The organism is Rhizobium jaguaris (assembly GCF_003627755.1).
Lineage (GTDB): Bacteria > Pseudomonadota > Alphaproteobacteria > Rhizobiales > Rhizobiaceae > Rhizobium > Rhizobium jaguaris.
Genome location: NZ_CP032694.1, coordinates 3689344 through 3707670 on the forward strand (window position 1 = coordinate 3689344; position 18327 = coordinate 3707670).

The 18327-nt window shown below is 60.4% G+C and carries 16 protein-coding genes; 5 read left to right on the forward strand and 11 right to left on the reverse strand.

Translation table 11 applies throughout. From position 1 onward, the window contains the following. Positions 1 to 71: 71 nt before the first annotated feature. Both CCGE525_RS18000 and CCGE525_RS18005 read left to right on the forward strand, forming a co-directional pair. On the forward strand, positions 72 to 557 hold the full coding sequence (locus CCGE525_RS18000; protein WP_120706479.1) for a CYTH domain-containing protein: 486 nt from the start codon (positions 72 to 74) through the stop codon (positions 555 to 557). Beyond that, positions 535 to 1443: a CHAD domain-containing protein gene (locus CCGE525_RS18005; RefSeq protein ID WP_120705471.1), complete on the forward strand. Its 909-nt coding sequence runs from the start codon at positions 535 to 537 to the stop codon at positions 1441 to 1443. Before CCGE525_RS18000 ends, CCGE525_RS18005 begins: the two co-directional genes overlap by 23 nt. Before the next feature lie 100 nt (positions 1444 to 1543). Here CCGE525_RS18005 and CCGE525_RS18010 read toward each other — a convergent pair whose 3' ends face one another. Next, complete coding sequence (locus CCGE525_RS18010) at positions 1544 to 2008, reverse strand: GNAT family N-acetyltransferase (RefSeq protein WP_120705472.1); 465 nt, start codon at positions 2006 to 2008, stop codon at positions 1544 to 1546. Positions 2009 to 2173: 165 nt separating this feature from the next. Between CCGE525_RS18010 and trhO the strand changes: the two genes are divergently transcribed. Next, on the forward strand, positions 2174 to 3118 hold the full coding sequence (gene trhO, locus CCGE525_RS18015) for an oxygen-dependent tRNA uridine(34) hydroxylase TrhO (protein WP_120706480.1): 945 nt from the start codon (positions 2174 to 2176) through the stop codon (positions 3116 to 3118). Positions 3119 to 3123: 5 nt separating this feature from the next. On the opposite strand, the gene CCGE525_RS18020 is transcribed toward trhO, so the two are convergent. The 9 genes from CCGE525_RS18020 to CCGE525_RS18060 all read right to left on the reverse strand — a co-directional run bounded on the left by CCGE525_RS18020 (position 3124) and on the right by CCGE525_RS18060 (position 15286). After that, positions 3124 to 5337 (reverse strand): bifunctional diguanylate cyclase/phosphodiesterase, encoded by a 2214-nt coding sequence (locus CCGE525_RS18020; protein ID WP_120705473.1) that lies wholly within the window; start codon positions 5335 to 5337, stop codon positions 3124 to 3126. Between the two features lie 110 nt (positions 5338 to 5447). After that, positions 5448 to 5993, reverse strand: a complete 546-nt coding sequence (locus CCGE525_RS18025; protein WP_120706481.1) for an NADPH-dependent FMN reductase — start codon at positions 5991 to 5993, stop codon at positions 5448 to 5450. Positions 5994 to 6057: 64 nt separating this feature from the next. After that, positions 6058 to 7173: an ISAs1 family transposase gene (locus tag CCGE525_RS18030; protein WP_120702965.1), complete on the reverse strand. Its 1116-nt coding sequence runs from the start codon at positions 7171 to 7173 to the stop codon at positions 6058 to 6060. 204 nt (positions 7174 to 7377) lie between these two features. After that, positions 7378 to 8751 carry a GH1 family beta-glucosidase gene (locus CCGE525_RS18035; protein ID WP_120705474.1) on the reverse strand — a complete coding sequence of 458 codons (1374 nt, stop codon included), beginning with the start codon at positions 8749 to 8751 and terminating at the stop codon, positions 7378 to 7380. Between the two features lie 190 nt (positions 8752 to 8941). Next, positions 8942 to 10129, reverse strand: coding sequence for a Gfo/Idh/MocA family protein (locus tag CCGE525_RS18040; RefSeq protein WP_120705475.1), 1188 nt, complete (start codon positions 10127 to 10129; stop codon positions 8942 to 8944). A gap of 225 nt (positions 10130 to 10354) precedes the next feature. Continuing rightward, a complete protein-coding gene (locus CCGE525_RS18045) occupies positions 10355 to 11407 on the reverse strand; it encodes a sugar phosphate isomerase/epimerase family protein (protein ID WP_120705476.1) in 1053 nt (350 codons plus the stop codon). A gap of 268 nt (positions 11408 to 11675) precedes the next feature. Then, positions 11676 to 12623 carry a substrate-binding domain-containing protein gene (locus tag CCGE525_RS18050; RefSeq protein WP_120705477.1) on the reverse strand — a complete coding sequence of 316 codons (948 nt, stop codon included), beginning with the start codon at positions 12621 to 12623 and terminating at the stop codon, positions 11676 to 11678. Between the two features lie 62 nt (positions 12624 to 12685). Beyond that, a complete protein-coding gene (locus CCGE525_RS18055) occupies positions 12686 to 13702 on the reverse strand; it encodes an ABC transporter permease (protein WP_120705478.1) in 1017 nt (338 codons plus the stop codon). A 60-nt stretch (positions 13703 to 13762) separates the two neighbouring features. Next, positions 13763 to 15286 carry a sugar ABC transporter ATP-binding protein gene (locus CCGE525_RS18060; RefSeq protein ID WP_120705479.1) on the reverse strand — a complete coding sequence of 508 codons (1524 nt, stop codon included), beginning with the start codon at positions 15284 to 15286 and terminating at the stop codon, positions 13763 to 13765. A 166-nt stretch (positions 15287 to 15452) separates the two neighbouring features. Here CCGE525_RS18060 and CCGE525_RS18065 point away from each other — a divergent pair, with 166 nt between their 5' ends. Beyond that, on the forward strand, positions 15453 to 16478 hold the full coding sequence (locus CCGE525_RS18065; RefSeq protein WP_120705480.1) for a LacI family DNA-binding transcriptional regulator: 1026 nt from the start codon (positions 15453 to 15455) through the stop codon (positions 16476 to 16478). 11 nt (positions 16479 to 16489) lie between these two features. Then, positions 16490 to 16846: a VOC family protein gene (locus CCGE525_RS18070; protein WP_120705481.1), complete on the forward strand. Its 357-nt coding sequence runs from the start codon at positions 16490 to 16492 to the stop codon at positions 16844 to 16846. Between the two features lie 40 nt (positions 16847 to 16886). On the opposite strand, the gene xylA is transcribed toward CCGE525_RS18070, so the two are convergent. Further along, positions 16887 to 18197 (reverse strand): xylose isomerase, encoded by a 1311-nt coding sequence (xylA, locus tag CCGE525_RS18075; RefSeq protein ID WP_120705482.1) that lies wholly within the window; start codon positions 18195 to 18197, stop codon positions 16887 to 16889. Between the last annotated feature and the right edge of the window lie 130 nt (positions 18198 to 18327).

Below are 18327 nucleotides of genomic sequence, written 5' to 3' on the forward strand. Positions count from 1 at the left end.
GAGTGGGTAGGAAATCCAGAAAACTTCCGTTAGTCTATTTAGATATGATGCGGGCGGAGCATGTCGAGCGCATGGCAAAAGAGATCGAGCGAAAGTTTCTGGTGCGCGGCGATCATTGGCGCGACCTCGTTTCCGAGAAACTCACCCTACGGCAGGCCTATATCGCCTCTATGGACGACCGTTCCGTGCGCGTTCGCCTGACGAACGACACGGTCGCCACCCTGACGATGAAGATTGGCAGGGCGATGACGCGCGACGAGTTTGAATATGAGATCCCCATTGCTGATGCCGAGGAGCTGCTTGGCAATGCTATCGGGCTCGTCATCGAGAAGACCCGCTACAAGGTGCCCTTCAAAGGCTTCGTCTGGGAAGTCGACGTTTTTCGCGGCGCGCATCGCGGCCTGGTGATCGCCGAGGTCGAGATGGAGGACGAAAGCGATGATCCTGAATTGCCGGATTGGGTTGGCCGCGAGGTGACCGGCGAATATCGCTACTCCAACCAGGCGCTCGCGACGCAATTCGAGCAGGAATACGATGAGTTATCGCATTCGGCCTGACAAGGCCTTTGACGACGATGTACGCACCGCCGCCGCACGGCAGCTTAGCAAAGCGATTGCGGCATTGACCGATCGGCCGGAGGGCCTCCACGAGGCTGTGCACACGGCCCGCAAGCATATCAAGCGCGTCCGCGGGCTTTACCGGCTGATCGCCCCGCGCGCGCCGGAATTCCAGCAGGTGGAAAATGACAGGCTGCGGGAAATGGCGCGAACGCTCTCCCACGTTCGCGACGCCACCGCCCTCGTCGAGGCCGGTCGTCATCTGCACGAGACGGCGACATGCGAGGACGAAGCCCAAGCACTTGCCCGCGTCATCGATGTACTGACGGTCCGGCGCGACCGGCTGTCGGAAGAGGAAACCGATCTCGAAGAGAAGGCGAATGCCGCAGTCGCCACCTGCCGCGAAGCGTTGGAGGCGCTAAACGCGACCTCTTTCGACAGTGGCCGACGCGAGGCCGCACGCTTTTTTCAAAAGAGCTGGCGCAAGACGGGGCGCAAGGCGGCCAAGGCGCTCTCCGAATGCCATGCCGAAGCCCATACCGATCAGTTTCACGAGCTGCGCAAACGCGGCCAGGATTGCTGGATGCATCATGCGCTGTTGCGCGACATCTGGCCCGCCGCCATGCATGCAAAACAACTCGAAGCCAAGGCGCTGGTCGACGTGCTCGGCCGCTATCTCGATCTGTCGATGCTTTCCGAGGTCACCGATCGCGAGCCGCATCTCTTCAACGGCAGCGACGACCACGCCCGCCTGCTGGAGGCGATTATCTCCCGCCAACAAACCGCCCGCCAGGATGCGCTGACCAAGGCCCGCTGGGTTTTCGCCGACGAACCGAAGCAGGAAGCGCGGACGATCAAACGGCTGTGGCTGGAAGCGGGGGATTGAGGAAATCTGCCCTACGCGCTCGGAACCGAGGTACGAAGCCGATTTCTTGCTCCTCGGGGAGCGATCATCACCAGCGATAGATTTTGCGGGTAGCGGCCATCTATCGCAGTGATTTTTCCATACGGAAATTTTCGAGCGTCTGCCCGCGCTTTTCCACACTCTGCGACGTCAGGACGGCGAAACCTCTTCGTTCGAAAAACGGTCTGGCAGTGAGGCTCGCCTCCGTAAAAATGCGCCCAAGCCCCTGTTTTCTTGCCTCTGACTCGATCGTCGTCAGGAGCAGACTGGCTGCGCCAATGCCTTGATAATCGGGATGGACAAACATCATGTCCAAGAGCCCATCGGGCACCAGATCGGCGAACCCGATTGCCGTGCTCCCATACTGGACGATCCAGGCCAGCCTGCTTGATCGTCGTTTCGCCCAGGCTTCCCTGTCTTCCACCTTGGCCCAAGCATCGACTTGGGCTTGATCGTAGTCCCTCGACGCCACTTCCCGGATCGCCCTCAGGAATATGTCGATGGTCAGATCGGCATCGGCCGGGACATATGGTCTTACCGTCAGCATGTTCTTCGACACATTAACCTCATCACCGCGTACCGGTCGCCGTTGCGCGTATTTATATGGTAGTGCAGAACAGGGAACGCCTCGCTGGCGAGCGTGACCCGATGGCGCAGCGTCAAAATACGAATCCCGATTGCTTGCCGACGCACAAAATTGTATTTCCGCGGCATGACGGACATCCTTTCGACCTCACGACATGAAGCAGGCGGCGCGTTCCTCGTTGCCGCTCTTTATCATTTCGCATCCTTTCCGCGCTTCGAGGCCTTGCGGGAGCCGCTGCTTGCGCTCTGCGAAGCAAACGGCGTCAAGGGCACCCTGCTGCTCGCCCATGAAGGCATCAATGGCACCGTCGCCGGCACTGATGCAAGCATTGGCGCAGTGCTCTCCTTCCTGCGCGCCCAGCCGGAATTTTCGGGCCTGGAGCACAAGGAAAGCCGGGCATCGAAGATGCCCTTCGTCCGCATGAAGGTGAAGCTGAAGAAAGAGATCGTCACCATGGGCGTCGAGAATATCGACCCCAACAGGATCGTCGGCACCTATGTAGCGCCGAAGGACTGGAATGCGCTGATCTCCGACCCCGACACCATCGTCATCGACACACGCAACGATTACGAGACGGCGATCGGTGTGTTCAAGGGCGCGGTCGATCCGAAGACCAAGACATTTCGCGAATTTCCGGAATGGGTGCGCCAGAACGAGGGCCTGCACAACAAGCCGAAGATCGCCATGTATTGCACCGGCGGCATCCGCTGCGAGAAGGCGACCGCCTTCATGAAGGAACAGGGTTTCGACGAGGTTTACCACCTCAAGGGCGGCATCCTGAAGTATCTCGAGGAAGTACCCGCCGAGGAAAGTCTGTGGGAAGGCGCCTGCTTCGTATTCGACGAACGCGTCTCGGTCGAACACGGCCTGAAGGAAGGCAATCACAAGCTCTGCCATGCCTGCCGCAATCCCATCACCGCCGAAGAGATCGCCTCACCCTTCTATGAAGCCGGTGTGTCCTGCAGCCAATGCTATCACGACCGCAGCGAGGAAGACCGCAAGCGCTTTCGCGAGCGCCAGCGCCAGGTGATGCTCGCCCGCAAACGCGGCCTGGAGCATATTGGCGGCTAAAGAATTCAGGCGGCCGCTTCTTGCTCGCCGGCAAGCGCGCGGGCCGTCTGCGCCTTCAGCCGCTTGCTGATTTCCGCTTCGGGCAGCGGCTTGCCGAAGAAATAACCCTGCAGCTCGTCGCAGCCGAAGAGCTGCAGGGCGATCCCCTGCTCTTCCGTCTCGATGCCTTCCGCCGTCACGGGAATGTCAAGTGAGCGCGCCAATGCCACCGTCGCCTGCAGCATCTCGCGGGCACGGCTATCCGTCAGCACATCCATGGTCAGCGATCGGTCGATCTTGATGCGGTCGAAGCCGAATTGGCGGAGATAGCCGATCGAAGAGAAGCCCGAACCGAAGTCATCAAGCGCCACCTTGACGCCCAGCGCCTTCAGCCGCTCGATCGACTGGCGGGTGCGCTCCGGATTCTGGATGATATAGCCTTCGGTGATTTCCAGCGTGATGCGTTCGGCTTCGATCTCTGCGTGATTCAGGACATGCCGGACATAGTCTGCAAAAGCGGGATTGCGGAATTGTCCCGGCGAGACGTTGACCGCAATCCGCAGGTCTGGCCATTGCTGCGCCGCCTCACAGGCCTTGCGTAGCACGAGCAGCCCGAGTGCCTCGATCAAGCCGCTCGTCTCGGCGACGGGAATGAAGGCTTCGGGCGAAATCGGCCCGTAACCGGGCCGGCTCCAGCGCACCAATGCCTCAACGCCGGTGATCTCATGGGTCTTGGCATCGACCAGCGGCTGATAGGCGAGCGTCAGTTCTTCCTTTTCGATGGCATTTCGCAGGTCAAGTTCCAGCGCGTTGCGTTCCTCGCGATCGGCATCCATAGCCGTCTCGTAGCAGGTCATGCGGGCGCGGCCGGCTTCCTTGGCCTTGTACATGGCAAGGTCGGCGCGACGCACCAGCTCCTCGCGGTCGATCCGGCCCTCCGGCGAGCTGGCAATGCCGATGCTGGCGCCGACCACCACCACACGGCGGCCGATCTCCAACGGCTCGGCAAAGAAATCCAGCACTTGTTCCGCAAGCCTGAGCGCCGGCGCGTCATTCAGTTCCTTGGTCGGAAAAGCAACGGCGAATTCGTCGCCGCCAAGGCGCGCGAGCGCCGCCGTCGGCGGAATGAGCACATTCAGTCCAGCCGCGACGGCGCGGATCAACTGATCCCCGGTGCCATGGCCGTAGGCGTCATTGATCTCCTTGAAGCCGTCGAGGTCGAGATAGAGCAGCAGGACATTGCTGCCGTCGGCGCGGGCACTTTCCACCAATCGGTCGACATCAAGGCGCAGACCCTCGCGATTGAGAAGGCCGCTGAGCCGGTCTCGCAGCGAACCCTGCCGCGCTAACGCCTCCTCCGCTCTCAGCCGGCGACCTGCCAACGACCCCAGTATCAGCAGCACCACGAAAAACATGCCGACCAGACCGAGTGCGCCGAGGACCAGCGGACGGGCCTGTTGATAGCTGACGTCACCTGGCCCGCGCGAGGTCCAGACCAGCCGCCCGAGCGGCTTGCCGAGCGGATCGACGATCGAGACGGCATAGCGCGCAGTCGTGTCCGGCGGCACCAGCCTGAGGCCACTGATGACATAGGTGTTGGAAAGCATCTTGATCTTGGCGGCATCCAGATGCCGGACAAAGATCAGATAACGGCGCTTGCCTTCCGGCACGGGGATATGGCCGGATTTTTCGCGGATCGTCGCGACACCGATGGCGGCGATGCCCTTGTCGGTCATCACATAGCCGCTTGCTTCCGGCACGCTGGTTACCCGCGTCTTGCGTACCTGATCCACCAAGGCCCACATCGAGGCATCGAAGACATCCTCGACCTTATCGGTCATCGGTTTGCCGTCGCGATAGGCGATGACGGGCTTGTTGCTGTCGTCGACGACCAGCGCCATGTCGAACAGGGAGCCATCGGAGGACATTTCGCCATAGGCGCCGGCAATCCACTCCTGATCGTTTTCTTCATAGACATTCCTGGCGGCGGCGTTTCGTGCTGCATAGTCATGCAGCGTCGCGTCGAGCAGGCCTTCGAAGGTCTTCAGCGCACCGGCGGTGGTTTCCCAGGAGCGCTCGTCGTCTAATTTGTTGGAATAGTCCGCCACCCGACCGATCGCCGTCAGCACCATCAGCGTGACGACCGTGACGACCAAAGCGAATGAAAACAAAACGGCCGTCACGATGGAATGACGACCGATTTGCGTATTCCGCTGGATTGACCCGAAAACTGCTCCCAATGCGCTTCTCCTTAGCTTGAGAAGTCTGCCTTCAGGTCTTCAAAAAACGGTTAAAGCGAACCTATGATTATTGCATGAAAGGGTTGTATATTTATTGGCGCAGCAAGCATTCATACAGATGCGCGGATTGCCTGCGCAAAACGATCGAGACCGGCTCTCAGCGCGCCGCTCTGTTGCAGCTCGGCTAGGACCGACGCCTGCGCCTCGTCGCTCTTGCCGGCGAGCGGCACCCGCAGAAAAGCCTCCGACACGATACGGAGCGACATGGTCTTCAGGACTTCGGTCAGTTGCTCCAGCACAAGATCGCCGCGATACGACGCGTGTGCAAACATCAGCGGCTTGAACGGCACCTCGTCGCGCGACACCAGCCAATCCAATGCATTCTTGAAGCCGCCGGGAATGCCATGGGCATATTCCGGACAGGAGACGATCAGCCCGTCCGCATCGCGAATCTTTGCGGCGAATGTTTCGACGACAGGAGGCGTCCTGTCGCCCTCATGATCCGGGTTGAAGATCGGCAGACTGCCGATCAAATCGCAGATTTCGATGGAGACTCCGTCAGAGGAGACCCGCTGCAGAGCCTCCAGCAGCCGGCGGCTGGTGGAGACCTGTCTTTGACTACCGCAGAGCGCGTAGAGGGAGAGAGGACGCTGGATCATGCGCAAGATTTATCAGGCGCCATCGATTCGGGCGATAGCTACCCTCCCCTCGAAGGCAGGGCTATCGCATTTGAGCGAGGAGAGATTTGAGGAAGGAGTTGTTCCATCCCGCCTTTTTGACTTTGAGGCGGATGGAGTCCTTCGTTGGATCGGATCGCAGCAGGTTGAGGGCGAGACGGCGGAGGATGGCGAGGTTCTGCGCAGTGTGATCGTTTCGTGTGTGGATACGATCTTCGCCGAAGGCGACGTCGAGAATCCAATGCTGGCTGTTTTCGATGGACCAATGAGCCCGCACCACCCTGAGGACCTCGTCGGGATGAAGCAGGCACGATAGGGCGACATATCGCGTCTGGCGTTCTTCCTGCCCGTTGACGAGGCGGCGCGCATCAATCCTGGCCATGGCGACCAAGCCGTCGAAGCGATAGGTCTCGGCCCAATCCGGGACCGCCCGGACCCAGGCGCGACGCTCTTCCACCCGGCCGTGCGCGGCGGATGTGTGCGGGCTTGCGGCGGCAGCCGGCTCGACATTGGCGAACAAGGCTGCCGCGGCCCGATGAAGCGGACCGCGATTGCCTTTGATCATCAGGGCATAATCGCCACTGCGTGCCCGGATGGCTTGCGCCGTCCGGCGACTGCCATGCAAGGCGTCGGCGGTAACGATGCTGCCGGCCAGATCTAACAGGGCGATGATCTCACGCGCCGCCGTCACTTCACTGCGGCCGGCGGCCAGGCGTTGGCCCAGAACCAGCCGTTGCTCGGCACTCCAGACCGTCACCAAATGCAGCGGCGTCGTGCTGCCAGCAGCCTCGACCGCTCCGCGCAGCGATTTGCCGTCAATCGCCAGCACCGGCAGTCTTTCGTCCTGATCCCCTTGCGCATGGGCAAGCGCGGCGGCAAAGGCCGTCATGAAGCGACGAAACACCACCTCGAATGCCGCAGGCTCCAGCAGACGAAACGTCCGGCTAAATGTGTCGTGACTGGGAACGCCATGATCCAACTGCAGAAATTCGCTCAGCACATCCTGCTTGTCGCGGCCAAAGGCGGCAAAGTCCACGCAACTTTCCGCCCCGCACAACATGGCAGCAAAGGCTATCAGCAACACATCAGCCAAAGAATGCCGGGCATTCGCTGCCCGACCATCCGGCAATTCGCAAAACAGATCCTGCAAGCCTCGCATGCAATCTCTCCAGACCAACTTCTGGAGAACCTACAGAATCCAATTCCTCACCAAACGCCACAACTTCCTCATATGCGATTCCCCTGCCTCGAAGGGGAGGGTCGGACCGAAGGTCCGGGGTGCGGTGACCATTGCGGATACCAGAGATCACCCCCACCCGCGCGTTGCGCGCGACCTCCCCCTCAAAGGGGAGGTAGAACCGCATCAAGCCGCCTTATGGTTCCCCTTCGGGAACTGACCGGCGAGTTCGCGATACCACTTGCCGCTCTTCTTGATCGTGCGCACCTGCGTCTCGTAATCGACATGGACGAGACCGAAGCGCATGCGGTAACCTTCCGCCCATTCGAAATTATCCATCAGGCTCCATGCGAAATAACCGCGCATGGGATAACCGTCCTTGATGAGGTCGGCGACAATGCCGAGATGGTCGATGTAGTAATCGAGGCGCCGCTGGTCATCGACTTCGCCGTTGACGACTTCCATGTTGTAGCAGGCGCCGTTTTCGGTGATGTAGCATTCCGGCAGTTGGTAGCGCTTGTAGAGGTCTTCCACGACATGCTTCAGGCCCGGTGCGTAGATTTCCCAGCCGATATCGGTCCTGGCGGCGCTGACCGGCGGCGCGTCCTTCGTCCAAGGGAAATCGCCGCTCTTGGACGCGTCATCGAAGACGCGCATCGGCATGTAGTAATTCAGGCCCCACCAGTCGAGCTTCTGGTTGATGATCTTCAGATCGCCATCCTCGACGACAGGCATACGATCGCCGAGAGCCTCGACGAACTCCTTCGGATACTGACCCTTGAAGATCGGACCGAAGAAGGCGCCGTTGTGGAACTGATGCGCGCGCTCGACCGCAGCCTGATCTTCGGCGCTATCGGAACCCGGCAGGATCGATGCGGCATTGAGCACGATACCGACCGGCACCTTCGGCGCTTCCGCGCGGATTGCCTCGACGCCGAGGCCATGCGCGAGATTCATATAGTGCATGGCATAAAGCGCAGCCTGCATGTTGCGTTCGCCCGGCGCGTGGATGCCATAGAGGTGGCTAAGCCAGACAATGCACCAGGGCTCATTGAAGGTGGCGACCGAATCCAGGCGGTCGCCGAGGCGGCCCACGACAGTCTTCACATAACGCTGATAGGCATAGGCCGTCGAACGCGCCGTCCAGCCGCCGTCCCCGGCAAGCGTCAGCGGCAGGTCCCAGTGATAAAGCGTGGCGAAGGTCTTGATGCCGCGCGCCTTGCAGCCGTCGATGAGACGATCATAAAAATCGAGACCGGCTTCGTTCACCGGACCCGTACCGTCGGGAATGATGCGCGGCCAAGCGATCGAGAAGCGATAAGCCTCGACGCCCATCTCCTTGATGAGATCGAGATCCTGTTCCAGGCGGTTGTAGTGATCACAGGCGACATCACCGTTGTGGCGATGATAGACGCGGCCCGGCATGTTGGCGAAGGCATCCCAGATCGACGGCTTGCGGCCGTCCGCCTTGGTGGCGCCTTCGATCTGGAAAGCGGCAGTGGCGACGCCGAACGTGAAATCGCCCGGGAAACGGGCGGCGAAGCTTTTTGGATCAATCATGACTAACCTCGTTTCTTTCAAACGGCGGGACGGCCGGCTGCGATCGACCCGCGCTCACGATATTGGGCCGCGCGCGGTTTAAACCTACGAAAACGTCCTTGTACAGTCCTGAAATGACAAAACTGCAACGTTGCAGTCAGAGGTCGAGGAGGACGGGGCGGCAAACAACCTGCCGTCCCATTCCCGCGGATTAGAGCTTGACCCAGGCACCATTGCGCTTCGAAGAGGCAACGCAGGCCTCGACGAAAGCGACACCCTTCACGCCGTCATCGACGGTCGGGTAGACGACGGCCGGATCGATCGCCACACCCTTCTTGCGGGCGTTGATGGCGCGCGCAGCTTCGGTGTAGATCGTCGCGAAGGCTTCAAGATAGCCTTCCGGATGGCCGGAGGGGATGCGCGAGACGCGTGCAGCCGCAGCGCCCGATCCGGCGCCGTTGCGGGTGATGAGGCGCTTCGATTCACCGAACGGCGTGTACCAGAGATAGTTGGGGTCGGCTTGCGTCCATTCGATGCCGCCCTTGGTGCCGTAGACGCGCAGCTTGAGGCCGTTCTCATGACCCGGCGCCACCTGGCTGCACCACAGCATGCCCTTGGCCGGCTTTTCCTTACCCTTTGCCTTGAAGCGCAGCAGCAGATGACCATTGTCGTCAAGGCGGCGGCCTTCGACGAAGCTGTCGAGATCGGCGGCAAGGCTGTCGAGTTCGAGGCCCGTGACGAAGGAGGCGAGATTATAGGCGTGCGTGCCGATATCGCCGGTGGAGCCGCCGGCGCCGGACTGCGATGGATCGGTGCGCCAAGCTGCCTGCTTCTGGCCCGACTGCTCGATATTCTCCGTCAGCCAGTCCTGCGGATATTCCGCCTGCACGATACGGATATCGCCGAGCTCGCCATTGGCGATCATCTCACGCGCCTGGCGGACCATCGGATAGCCGGTGTAGTTGTGCGTGAGGATGAAGAGTGCGCCGCTTTCGTCGGCCACCTTCTTCAGCTTCTTGGCATCGGCAAGGTTGGAGGTCAGCGGCTTGTCGCAGATGACATGGATGCCGCGCTTCAGGAATTCCTTGGCGGCGTCGTAGTGAACATGGTTCGGCGTGACGATCGAAACCGCTTCGATACCGTTCTTCAGCTTGGCTTCGCGGATCGCCATGTCGCGATAGCTGGCATAGGTGCGGGCTGGATCGAGACCGAGATCACGGCCCGAAGCGATAGCCTTGTCCGGCGAGGCCGACAGCGCGCCGGCGACGAGATCGAACTGGTCGTCAATGCGCGCGGCGATGCGATGCACCGCACCGATAAAGGCGCCCGCGCCTCCGCCCACCATGCCAAGCCGAATGCGCGGCTCACGCGTCTGCTCCGATGATCCTTCGATTGCCATAGATTCCTCCTGAAAAATGAAATGTGTGGGATGCGACCGCTTGGCGCGATAGTCCCCTCTCCCCGCCCGCGGGGAGAGGGCTAGGGTGAGGGGCCGAGCCTTCAGCAAGTCCGGAATTAGCGGAAAATATCGAGAAAGCCCCTCATCCGACCTGTCGCAATTTCGCTATGCTCAATTGCTCCAGCCCACCTTCTCCCCGCATTGCGGGGGGGAAGGGACTGGATCCTAAAGCCCCAGCATGCGCCGGTTGGCCGCCTGATCCGTGCCGCTGCCGGCAAAGTCGTCGAACGCCTTTTCGGTAACGCGGATGATGTGCGACTTGACGAATTCGGCACCTTCGCGTGCGCCGTCTTCCGGATGCTTGAGGCAGCATTCCCACTCGACCACGGCCCAGCCGTCGAAATCATTGGCGGTCAGCTTCGAGAAGATCGAGCCGAAATCGACCTGGCCGTCGCCGGGCGAACGGAAGCGGCCAGCGCGGTTGACCCAGCTCTGATAGCCGCCATAGACGCCCTGACGCCCGGTCGGATTGAACTCCGCATCCTTGACGTGGAACATCTTGATGCGGTCCTTGTAGATATCAAGGTGGTCGAGATAGTCGAGGCACTGCAGGACATAGTGCGACGGGTCATAGAGCATGTTGGCGCGCGGATGGTTGCCGACCCGCTCCAGGAACATTTCGAACGTGATGCCGTCATGCAGATCTTCGCCGGGATGGATTTCATAGGCGACATCGACGCCGCAGGAATCGGCATGATCGAGGATCGGCGTCCAGCGGCGGGCAAGCTCGTCGAAGGCGGTTTCGACCAGGCCGGCCGGGCGCTGCGGCCAGGGATAGAGGAACGGCCAGGCAAGAGCGCCGGAGAAGGTTGCATGCGCCTTGATGCCGAGATGCTTGGAAGCCGACAGCGCCATCTTCACCTGCTCGACGGCCCACTCCTGCCGCGCCTTCGGATTGCCGCGCACTTCCGGCGCCGCAAAGCCGTCGAAAGCCTCATCATAAGCCGGATGCACCGCAACGAGCTGGCCCTGCAAATGGGTCGAAAGCTCAGTGACCTCGACGCCGTTGGCGCGGGCGACGCCGGCGAATTCGTCGCAATAGTCCTTGGAGCTCGCGGCCTTCTTCAGGTCGATGAGCTGGCCTGCCCAGGTCGGTACCTGCACGCCGACATAGCCGGCATCAGCTGCCCATTTGGTGATCGAATCCCACGAGTTGAACGGAGCTTCGTCACTTGCGAATTGCCCGAGAAACAGGCCTGGGCCCTTGATCGTCTTCATGCGTAATTCCTCCCTGATCGTGTAACTGTAAACGTTTCCGAAGCGTCTTAACACCTCATTCGGGGCGAACAAGGCGTCCAGCCCTCAAAAAACAATAGGGCCGTCAGGCCAAAAGTCGAATGCATGGAGACCTAATCACGGCCCGCCTTCGACGGCAAGAGGTACGTGCCGCAAAAATCGCCGCGCTCGGAAAAACTGCGTGGCAGACCGTACGAAAACGCCCGCCGGAACCGGCGGGCGCCTCTCTCGAAATGCGTGGATCAGCCGATCAGAACGGCGAATCGGGGAAGTAGAAATCCTTGGCATTGTCCTTGGTGACCAAGGTCGCATCCAGGATATAGTTGCCGCGAACCGGAACCTGGCCATAGAAGTTGGAAGCGGTCAGTTCCATGGCCGTCCCGACCATTGCCGGCGGATAGAGAACGTCGACCGGAATCAGCTTGTCGCCGTCCATGACCTTCTTGACCATATCTTTGGAACCGGCGCCGGCGATGACATACTTGATGTCGGTACGCTTGGCTTGATCGATCGCCTGCAGCACGCCGACGGCCATGTCGTCATCCTGACACCAGACAACATCGATCTTGGGGAATTTTGTCAGATAGTCCTGCATGACCTTGAAGGCGTCGTCGCGGTTCCAGTTGCCATACTGACGGTCGAGAACCTTGACGTTGGAGCCGGCAATGCCCTTGTCGAAACCGTCCTGACGCTGCTGGTCGATCGGGATCGGCAGGCCGCGGATGACGACGACCTGAGCATTCGGCGTATTGGCCTTGATATATTCGCCCGCCGTCTGGCCAAGCGCAGGATTGTTGCCCGCAACATAGAGGTCGCGGACGGAATTATCGTTGTTGCTCGGCGCACGGTCGACGAGCGCGACGAACTTACCCTTGTCCTTGACTTCCTTGATGGCGTTGACCAGCGGATCGGGATCCGACGGCAGAATCACGAGAGCGTCGATGCCCTGGGTCTCGAGGTCCTGCACCGCATTTGCCTGGCTTGCGGCGTCGGGCGAGGTCTTGACGATGATGTTAAGCCCCGGATGTTCCGCCATCAATTGTTTGGCGACGCGTTCGGCGTGGAAGACAACGCCCGAGGTCCAGCCATGGTCCGCTGCCGGAATGGAAACGCCGATGGTGACCTTCTTGTCCTCGGCGTGAACCGTGCCGGCCAGTGCCGCCAGCACGACAGCCAGACCAATTAGTCTTTTACGCATATTTCATCCTCCCAGATAGAGACAGGGCATTGTCATAGAGACCGGGCGCCCCTTAGACCCGGTTATGGCTGTTTGCGAGCCAGCGAGCGCTGAACCAGCATGGCGATGATGATGATCGCACCCTGGATAGCACTCAGCAGATACTCGCTGATGAAATTGGAAAGCAGCATGATGTTGCCGACCAGTTCGAGGATGAAGGCGCCGCAGACGGTACCCCATACCCTGCCCGCGCCGCCTTTAAGCGCCGTGCCGCCAACGACGACGGCAGTGATCGCCTGCAACTCCCACAAGCTACCTGTCGTCGCCGATGTCGAACCAAGCCTCGGCACATAGAGAAGAACGGCGATCGCCACACACAGGCCCTGGATGACGAAGGCAACGGTACGCACGCGATTGACCGCCACGCCCGAATAGCGCGCTACGTCGCGGCTAGAGCCGACGGCGATGACATGCCGACCGTAACGGGTGCGATAAAGAATGAAGGCCGCGATACAGGTAACGACAATGATGACGACGATCGGCACCGGCACGCCGAGCACGGAGCCGTAATAGGCGGGCTTGTAGAGCGCCTGCAGGTTGGCCGGGCGCAAGGTGATGGCGCCGCCCTGCGACAGCCAAGTCGTCAAGCCGCGGTAGACGCCCATCGTGCCCAGGGTCGCGATGAACGGCTCGATCTTGCCCATGGTCGTGATCAGACCATTGGCCAAGCCGCACAGGAGACCGGCGACGATCGAGAAAAACATCGCGGCCGCCAACATCAGGGCCGGATCGGCGATGACGCCTGAGTTCATCAAGAGGATCATCAAGCTCGCGACGAAGGCGACCATCGCGCCAACAGACAGATCGAGATCGCCCGCCGAGATGACAAATGTGGCACCAACCGCGATGATCGCAATATAGGCGCATCTCGTCGCGACATTGGTGAGATTGGTAATGCCGATGAAGTTCGGGTTGACCAGTGCGCCTACGATCAGAAGCAGCACCAGCGCTGCAAACGGTGCCACGGCCCTCAGATCGACGTCACGCCAGGAACGCCCTCGCCGACTGGTCTTGCCGCTGCTTTCTTCGCCCACGCTCATAACCAAAACCAACCTCCCGTCCCATGACTACTGGGAATTCTTCCGCCCTATGCCGCCCGTTCAGGCAGCGGTCTTTTTCTTCAGGCCTGCCGCATAACGCATGATTTCCTGCTCGGAGATCTCGTCGCCTTCAAGCATGCCAACGATCCGGCCCTCGCGCATCACCGCGATCCGCGTGCACAGCCCGATGACCTCGGGCATTTCCGAAGAGACCACGACGATCGAATGGCCATCACGCGCCAGCGCCGAAATGAAATGATAGATCTGCTGCTTCGTGCCGACATCGATACCGCGCGTCGGCTCGTCGATGATGATGATCCGCGGGTCGGTTTCCATGACCTTTGCCAGGAGCAATTTCTGCTGATTGCCACCGGACATGCGGCCAACGACGATATTTCCATCGCGGACCCTGATGTCGAAACGCCGGCGCGCCCGCGCCAGTGCATCGGCCTCGCTGGAGGCGCTCAAATAACCGTACTTGCCATGCCGATCCAGGGACTGGAGGGTCAGATTGACGGCCATGCCCGAATTCAGAAGCAAGCCTTTGGACTTCCGGTCCTTGGTCATATAGGCAAGCCCGGCATCGATGGCCGCATGCACGTCATGCGGCGGCACCGTTTGGTCGTTGGCGACGACTTCACCGGCGACGCGTGAGCGCAGGCCGACGATCGCTTCCATCAGCTCCGTCCGGCCCGAACCGATCATGCCTGAAAAGCCCAAAATCTCGCCCTTGCGCAGCTCGAAGCTCGCATCGTGCACGTAGCCGGTCGAAAGGGAATTGACGCTGAGCACGATCTTCTCGTCGACATCGGGCTCATTCTTGGCGGGATAGAGGCTGGAAAGCTCACGTCCGACCATCAACTGGGCAATCGATTCGCCGTCGAGCAGCGAGGTTTGCGACGTCTTCACCCATTGGCCGTCGCGCAGGACCGTGACCCGGTCCGTCAGTTCCATGACCTCATCGAGCTTGTGCGACACGAACACGAAACTCGTTCCCTGGTCACGAAGCTTGCGCACCTGTTTGAACAGGAAGTTGGTTTCCTCCCGCGACAGAACCGCAGTCGGCTCGTCCATGAAGACGATCCTGGCATCCCGGCTGATCGCCTTGGCGATCTCCACCATCTGCTTGTCCGCGATGGAAAGCGTGCCGATCAAGGCATTCACGTCGACATGCGAACCGAGGAGATCGAGGACGCGGCGCGTTTCGGCGCGCATATATTTGCGGTCGAGCACGCCGAAACGCGTGACTTCACGACCGAGAAACAGGCTCTCGGTAACGGTCAGATGTTCGGCAAGATTGAATTCCTGGTGGATGATGACGATGCCAAGCGCTTCGGCGGCGCCATTGGGCGGCAACTTCACCGGCTGGCCGTCGAGCAGGATCTCGCCGGAGCTTGGCTGCTCGAAACCGGAGAGAACCTTGACAAGTGTCGACTTGCCAGCACCGTTCTCGCCCATCAGCGCGTGGATTTCGCCGGCCCGAAGATCGAAATTGACGCTGAACAGTACCTGCACGCCGCTGAAGGACTTGCAAATTCGCCTCGCGGACAGCACTACCGCACCGTCGACGGCCTCCGAACTCATCATTCCCTCCCCTGTGGCTCCACCCACTTCCATGTTGTGTAAACCTTTACATATTCCGTGTAAAGGTTTACATCATTCCATGTTGCACAATTTTCCGCGGTCGCATTTGATCTCCGCGGAAGTCTGTGTAGTGTCCGGTCCGAGACGAGACCCAAGGCAGAGCGCAGTGTCTAATTCCACGCCCGCAACTATCGAAGACGTCGCCCGAATTGCCAACGTTTCGATCGCAACGGTCTCGCGGGCAATCCATATGCCCGAGAAGGTCGCGAACTCGACGCGCCTGAAGGTCAACCAGGCGATTGCGATCACCGGTTATACCACCAACGCCATGGCGCGCAGCCTGCGGCTTGGCCGCTCGAACATGATTCTCGTCGTCGCACCCGATATCGGCGATCCCAATTTCTCCAATATTCTCATCGGGCTGGAAAATGAGGCGCGCTCGCATGGCTATGGCGTCCTGATCGGCCACACGCAGAACGATGCTCAGCGCGGGCTGGAATATCTGAAGTTCCTGAATTCCAACCAGGCGGCCGGTTTGATCCTGTTCACCGGTATCCTGCCCTTCGGACACCAGACGATGACGGCGCGGCTTCCGCCGAGCGTCGGCGTCTTCGAGCCGGTCTTCAACGGCGGCATTCCTTATGTCGGCGTTGACGATATCGCCGGAGCGCGCAAGGCGGTCGACCTTCTGATCGCCGAGGGTCATCGGAAGATTGCGTTCATCGGCGATTCGCGCACCCGCCTCGCCTACAGCCGGCGGCGCATGGGCTATGACGCGGGGCTCGATGCCGCCGATATCGGCACCGACCTGCGCATCGTGTTCGAGGGAGACGGCACGATCGAGAGCGGAAGGCTGGCCGTCGAGCAGCTCTTCATGCGCGACACGCTGCCGACAGCCTTCATGTGTGTCAACGATCAGACGGCCATCGGTGTGATGATCGGGCTGAAGGCGCGCGGCTACGACATTCCGAGGGATTTTTCGGTGACCGGCTTCGACGATGTGCCGCAAGCCGTCTTCATGTCGCCCGCGCTGACGACGATCCGGCAGCCGCGAACCGCCATCGGCAAGCATGCGATGTCGCTCCTGATTGAACTCCTGTCGGACGGCCAGCCGGCCGAGACGGAAATCCTGCTGCGACCCGACCTCGTGGTGCGCAACTCGGTCTCGGCACCGTCGCGCGCCCGGCGATAGGAATGCCTAGCATGCTGCTCGGCAGACTCATCCTTTATGCCCGCGACGTGGAAGCGACGATCGCCTTCTACGAGAAACATTTTGGCTTCAAGCCGCTTCGGCAGGACGGTGATCGAATTGTCGAGCTGCTCGCACCGGATGGCGGCGCCAATCTGATGATCCATCCGGCAGCAAAGACCCAAAAGATGGGTCAATCATTGGTAAAACTGGTCTTCGACGTCGAGCATGTCGAAGCTTTTCGCGCCAAATGCGCGAACGTGGGGCTTGAATTCGGACCGTTACATCAAGCCGACGGCTACATGTTCGCCAATGCCAAGGACCCCTGCGGAAATTCCATATCCATTTCGAGCCGCGCATTCAGGCGATAGAGCGGGAGGCGATCGGTGATCGCCTCCCGGATTTCGTCGATCAAACGTAACGATTGACGATGTTTTCGAGAAGTTCCTGCTTGCCGGACTTCGGCTGCGGGTTGACATCCTTGCTCTCGACCCACTGCGTGATCTGGTCGAGGGAATATTCGCCGCGGAGAAGCTTCTGTCCTTCAGCGGAATCCCAGCCGGCATAGCGGTCGGCCAGCGGCTGCGACAGGGCCTTGTCCTCGATCATCTTGGCGGCGGCCTTGAGACCGCGGGCGCAGCAATCCATACCGCCGATGTGACCGATCAGCAGGTCTTCCGGATCGAGCGACTGACGGCGCAGCTTCGAGTCGAAGTTGGTGCCGCCTGTCTTGAAGCCGCCACCTGCCAGCACGTGGTAATATGCGAGCGACATTTCTGGAACGTTGTTCGGGAACTGGTCGGTATCCCAACCGGACTGATAGTCGTTGCGGTTCATGTCGATGGAGCCGAAGATGCCGAGCGCATTGGCGAGCGCCAGTTCATGCTCGAATGAATGGCCGGCGAGGATCGCGTGGCCCTGCTCGATGTTGACCTTCACTTCGTTTTCGAGGCCGTTCTTTTTCAGGAAACCATAGACGGTCGCGACGTCGTAGTCGTACTGGTGCTTGGTCGGCTCCTGCGGCTTCGGCTCGATCAGGATCGTGCCCTTGAAGCCGATCTTGTGCTTGTATTCGACCACGAGATTGAGGAAGCGGCCCATTTGGTCCAGCTCACGCTTCAGGTCGGTGTTCAGCAGGGTTTCATAACCTTCGCGGCCGCCCCAGAGAACGTAGTTTTCACCGCCGAGCTTGTGCGTCGCGTCCATGCAGGTCTTTACCGTCGCAGCCGAGAAGGCGAAGACATCAGGATCCGGGTTGGTGGCGGCGCCCGACATATAGCGGCGGTTGGAGAACAGGTTCGCCGTACCCCACAGCAGCTTGACGCCCGTTTCGGCCTGCTTCTGAGCGAAGTAGTCGACGATCTCGTTGAGGTTCTTGGTGTTCTCGGCGAAATTCTTGCCTTCCGGACGCACGTCGGCATCGTGGAAGCAATAATAGGGCGAGCCGAGCAGGGTGAAGAATTCGAAGGCGACGTCGGCCTTCAGCTTCGCCGCTTCCATCGTGTCCTGGAACCAGGGACGGAGGAAGGTCTGGCCGCCGAAGGGGTCGCCGCCCGGCCAGGTGAAGGTATGCCAGTAGGCAACGGCAAAGCGCAGATGGTCTTCCATGCGCTTGCCGAGAACCACTTCATCCTTGTTGTAGTGGCGAAAGGCCAGCGGGTTGGTGCTGTCCGGGCCTTCATATTTCACTTTCTTGATGTCACCAAAAAATCCGGTGCTCATGTTCTATCTCCTTGGGTTTGGTATTTCGACATTGTTATTCGTGCCGTGTGGCGCCCCCTCATCCGACCCTTCGGGCCACCTTCTCCCCGATGGGGAGAAGGTATGGGCGGTTGCCGCAAGCTCGGTCTCA

Bases quoted from the DNA above. Each gene is read 5' to 3' on its own strand.
- CCGE525_RS18000 (WP_120706479.1), top strand. From the start codon at position 72: ATGGCAAAAGAGATCGAGCGAAAGTTTCTGGTGCGCGGCGATCATTGG.
- CCGE525_RS18005 (WP_120705471.1), top strand. From the start codon at position 535: ATGAGTTATCGCATTCGGCCTGACAAGGCCTTTGACGACGATGTACGC.
- CCGE525_RS18010 (WP_120705472.1), bottom strand. From the start codon at position 2,008: ATGCTGACGGTAAGACCATATGTCCCGGCCGATGCCGATCTGACCATC.
- trhO (WP_120706480.1), top strand. From the start codon at position 2,174: ATGACGGACATCCTTTCGACCTCACGACATGAAGCAGGCGGCGCGTTC.
- CCGE525_RS18030 (WP_120702965.1), bottom strand. From the start codon at position 7,173: ATGCGAGGCTTGCAGGATCTGTTTTGCGAATTGCCGGATGGTCGGGCA.
- CCGE525_RS18035 (WP_120705474.1), bottom strand. From the start codon at position 8,751: ATGATTGATCCAAAAAGCTTCGCCGCCCGTTTCCCGGGCGATTTCACG.
- CCGE525_RS18040 (WP_120705475.1), bottom strand. From the start codon at position 10,129: ATGGCAATCGAAGGATCATCGGAGCAGACGCGTGAGCCGCGCATTCGG.
- CCGE525_RS18045 (WP_120705476.1), bottom strand. From the start codon at position 11,407: ATGAAGACGATCAAGGGCCCAGGCCTGTTTCTCGGGCAATTCGCAAGT.
- CCGE525_RS18050 (WP_120705477.1), bottom strand. From the start codon at position 12,623: ATGCGTAAAAGACTAATTGGTCTGGCTGTCGTGCTGGCGGCACTGGCC.
- CCGE525_RS18055 (WP_120705478.1), bottom strand. From the start codon at position 13,702: ATGAGCGTGGGCGAAGAAAGCAGCGGCAAGACCAGTCGGCGAGGGCGT.
- CCGE525_RS18060 (WP_120705479.1), bottom strand. From the start codon at position 15,286: ATGAGTTCGGAGGCCGTCGACGGTGCGGTAGTGCTGTCCGCGAGGCGA.
- CCGE525_RS18070 (WP_120705481.1), top strand. From the start codon at position 16,490: ATGCTGCTCGGCAGACTCATCCTTTATGCCCGCGACGTGGAAGCGACG.
- xylA (WP_120705482.1), bottom strand. From the start codon at position 18,197: ATGAGCACCGGATTTTTTGGTGACATCAAGAAAGTGAAATATGAAGGC.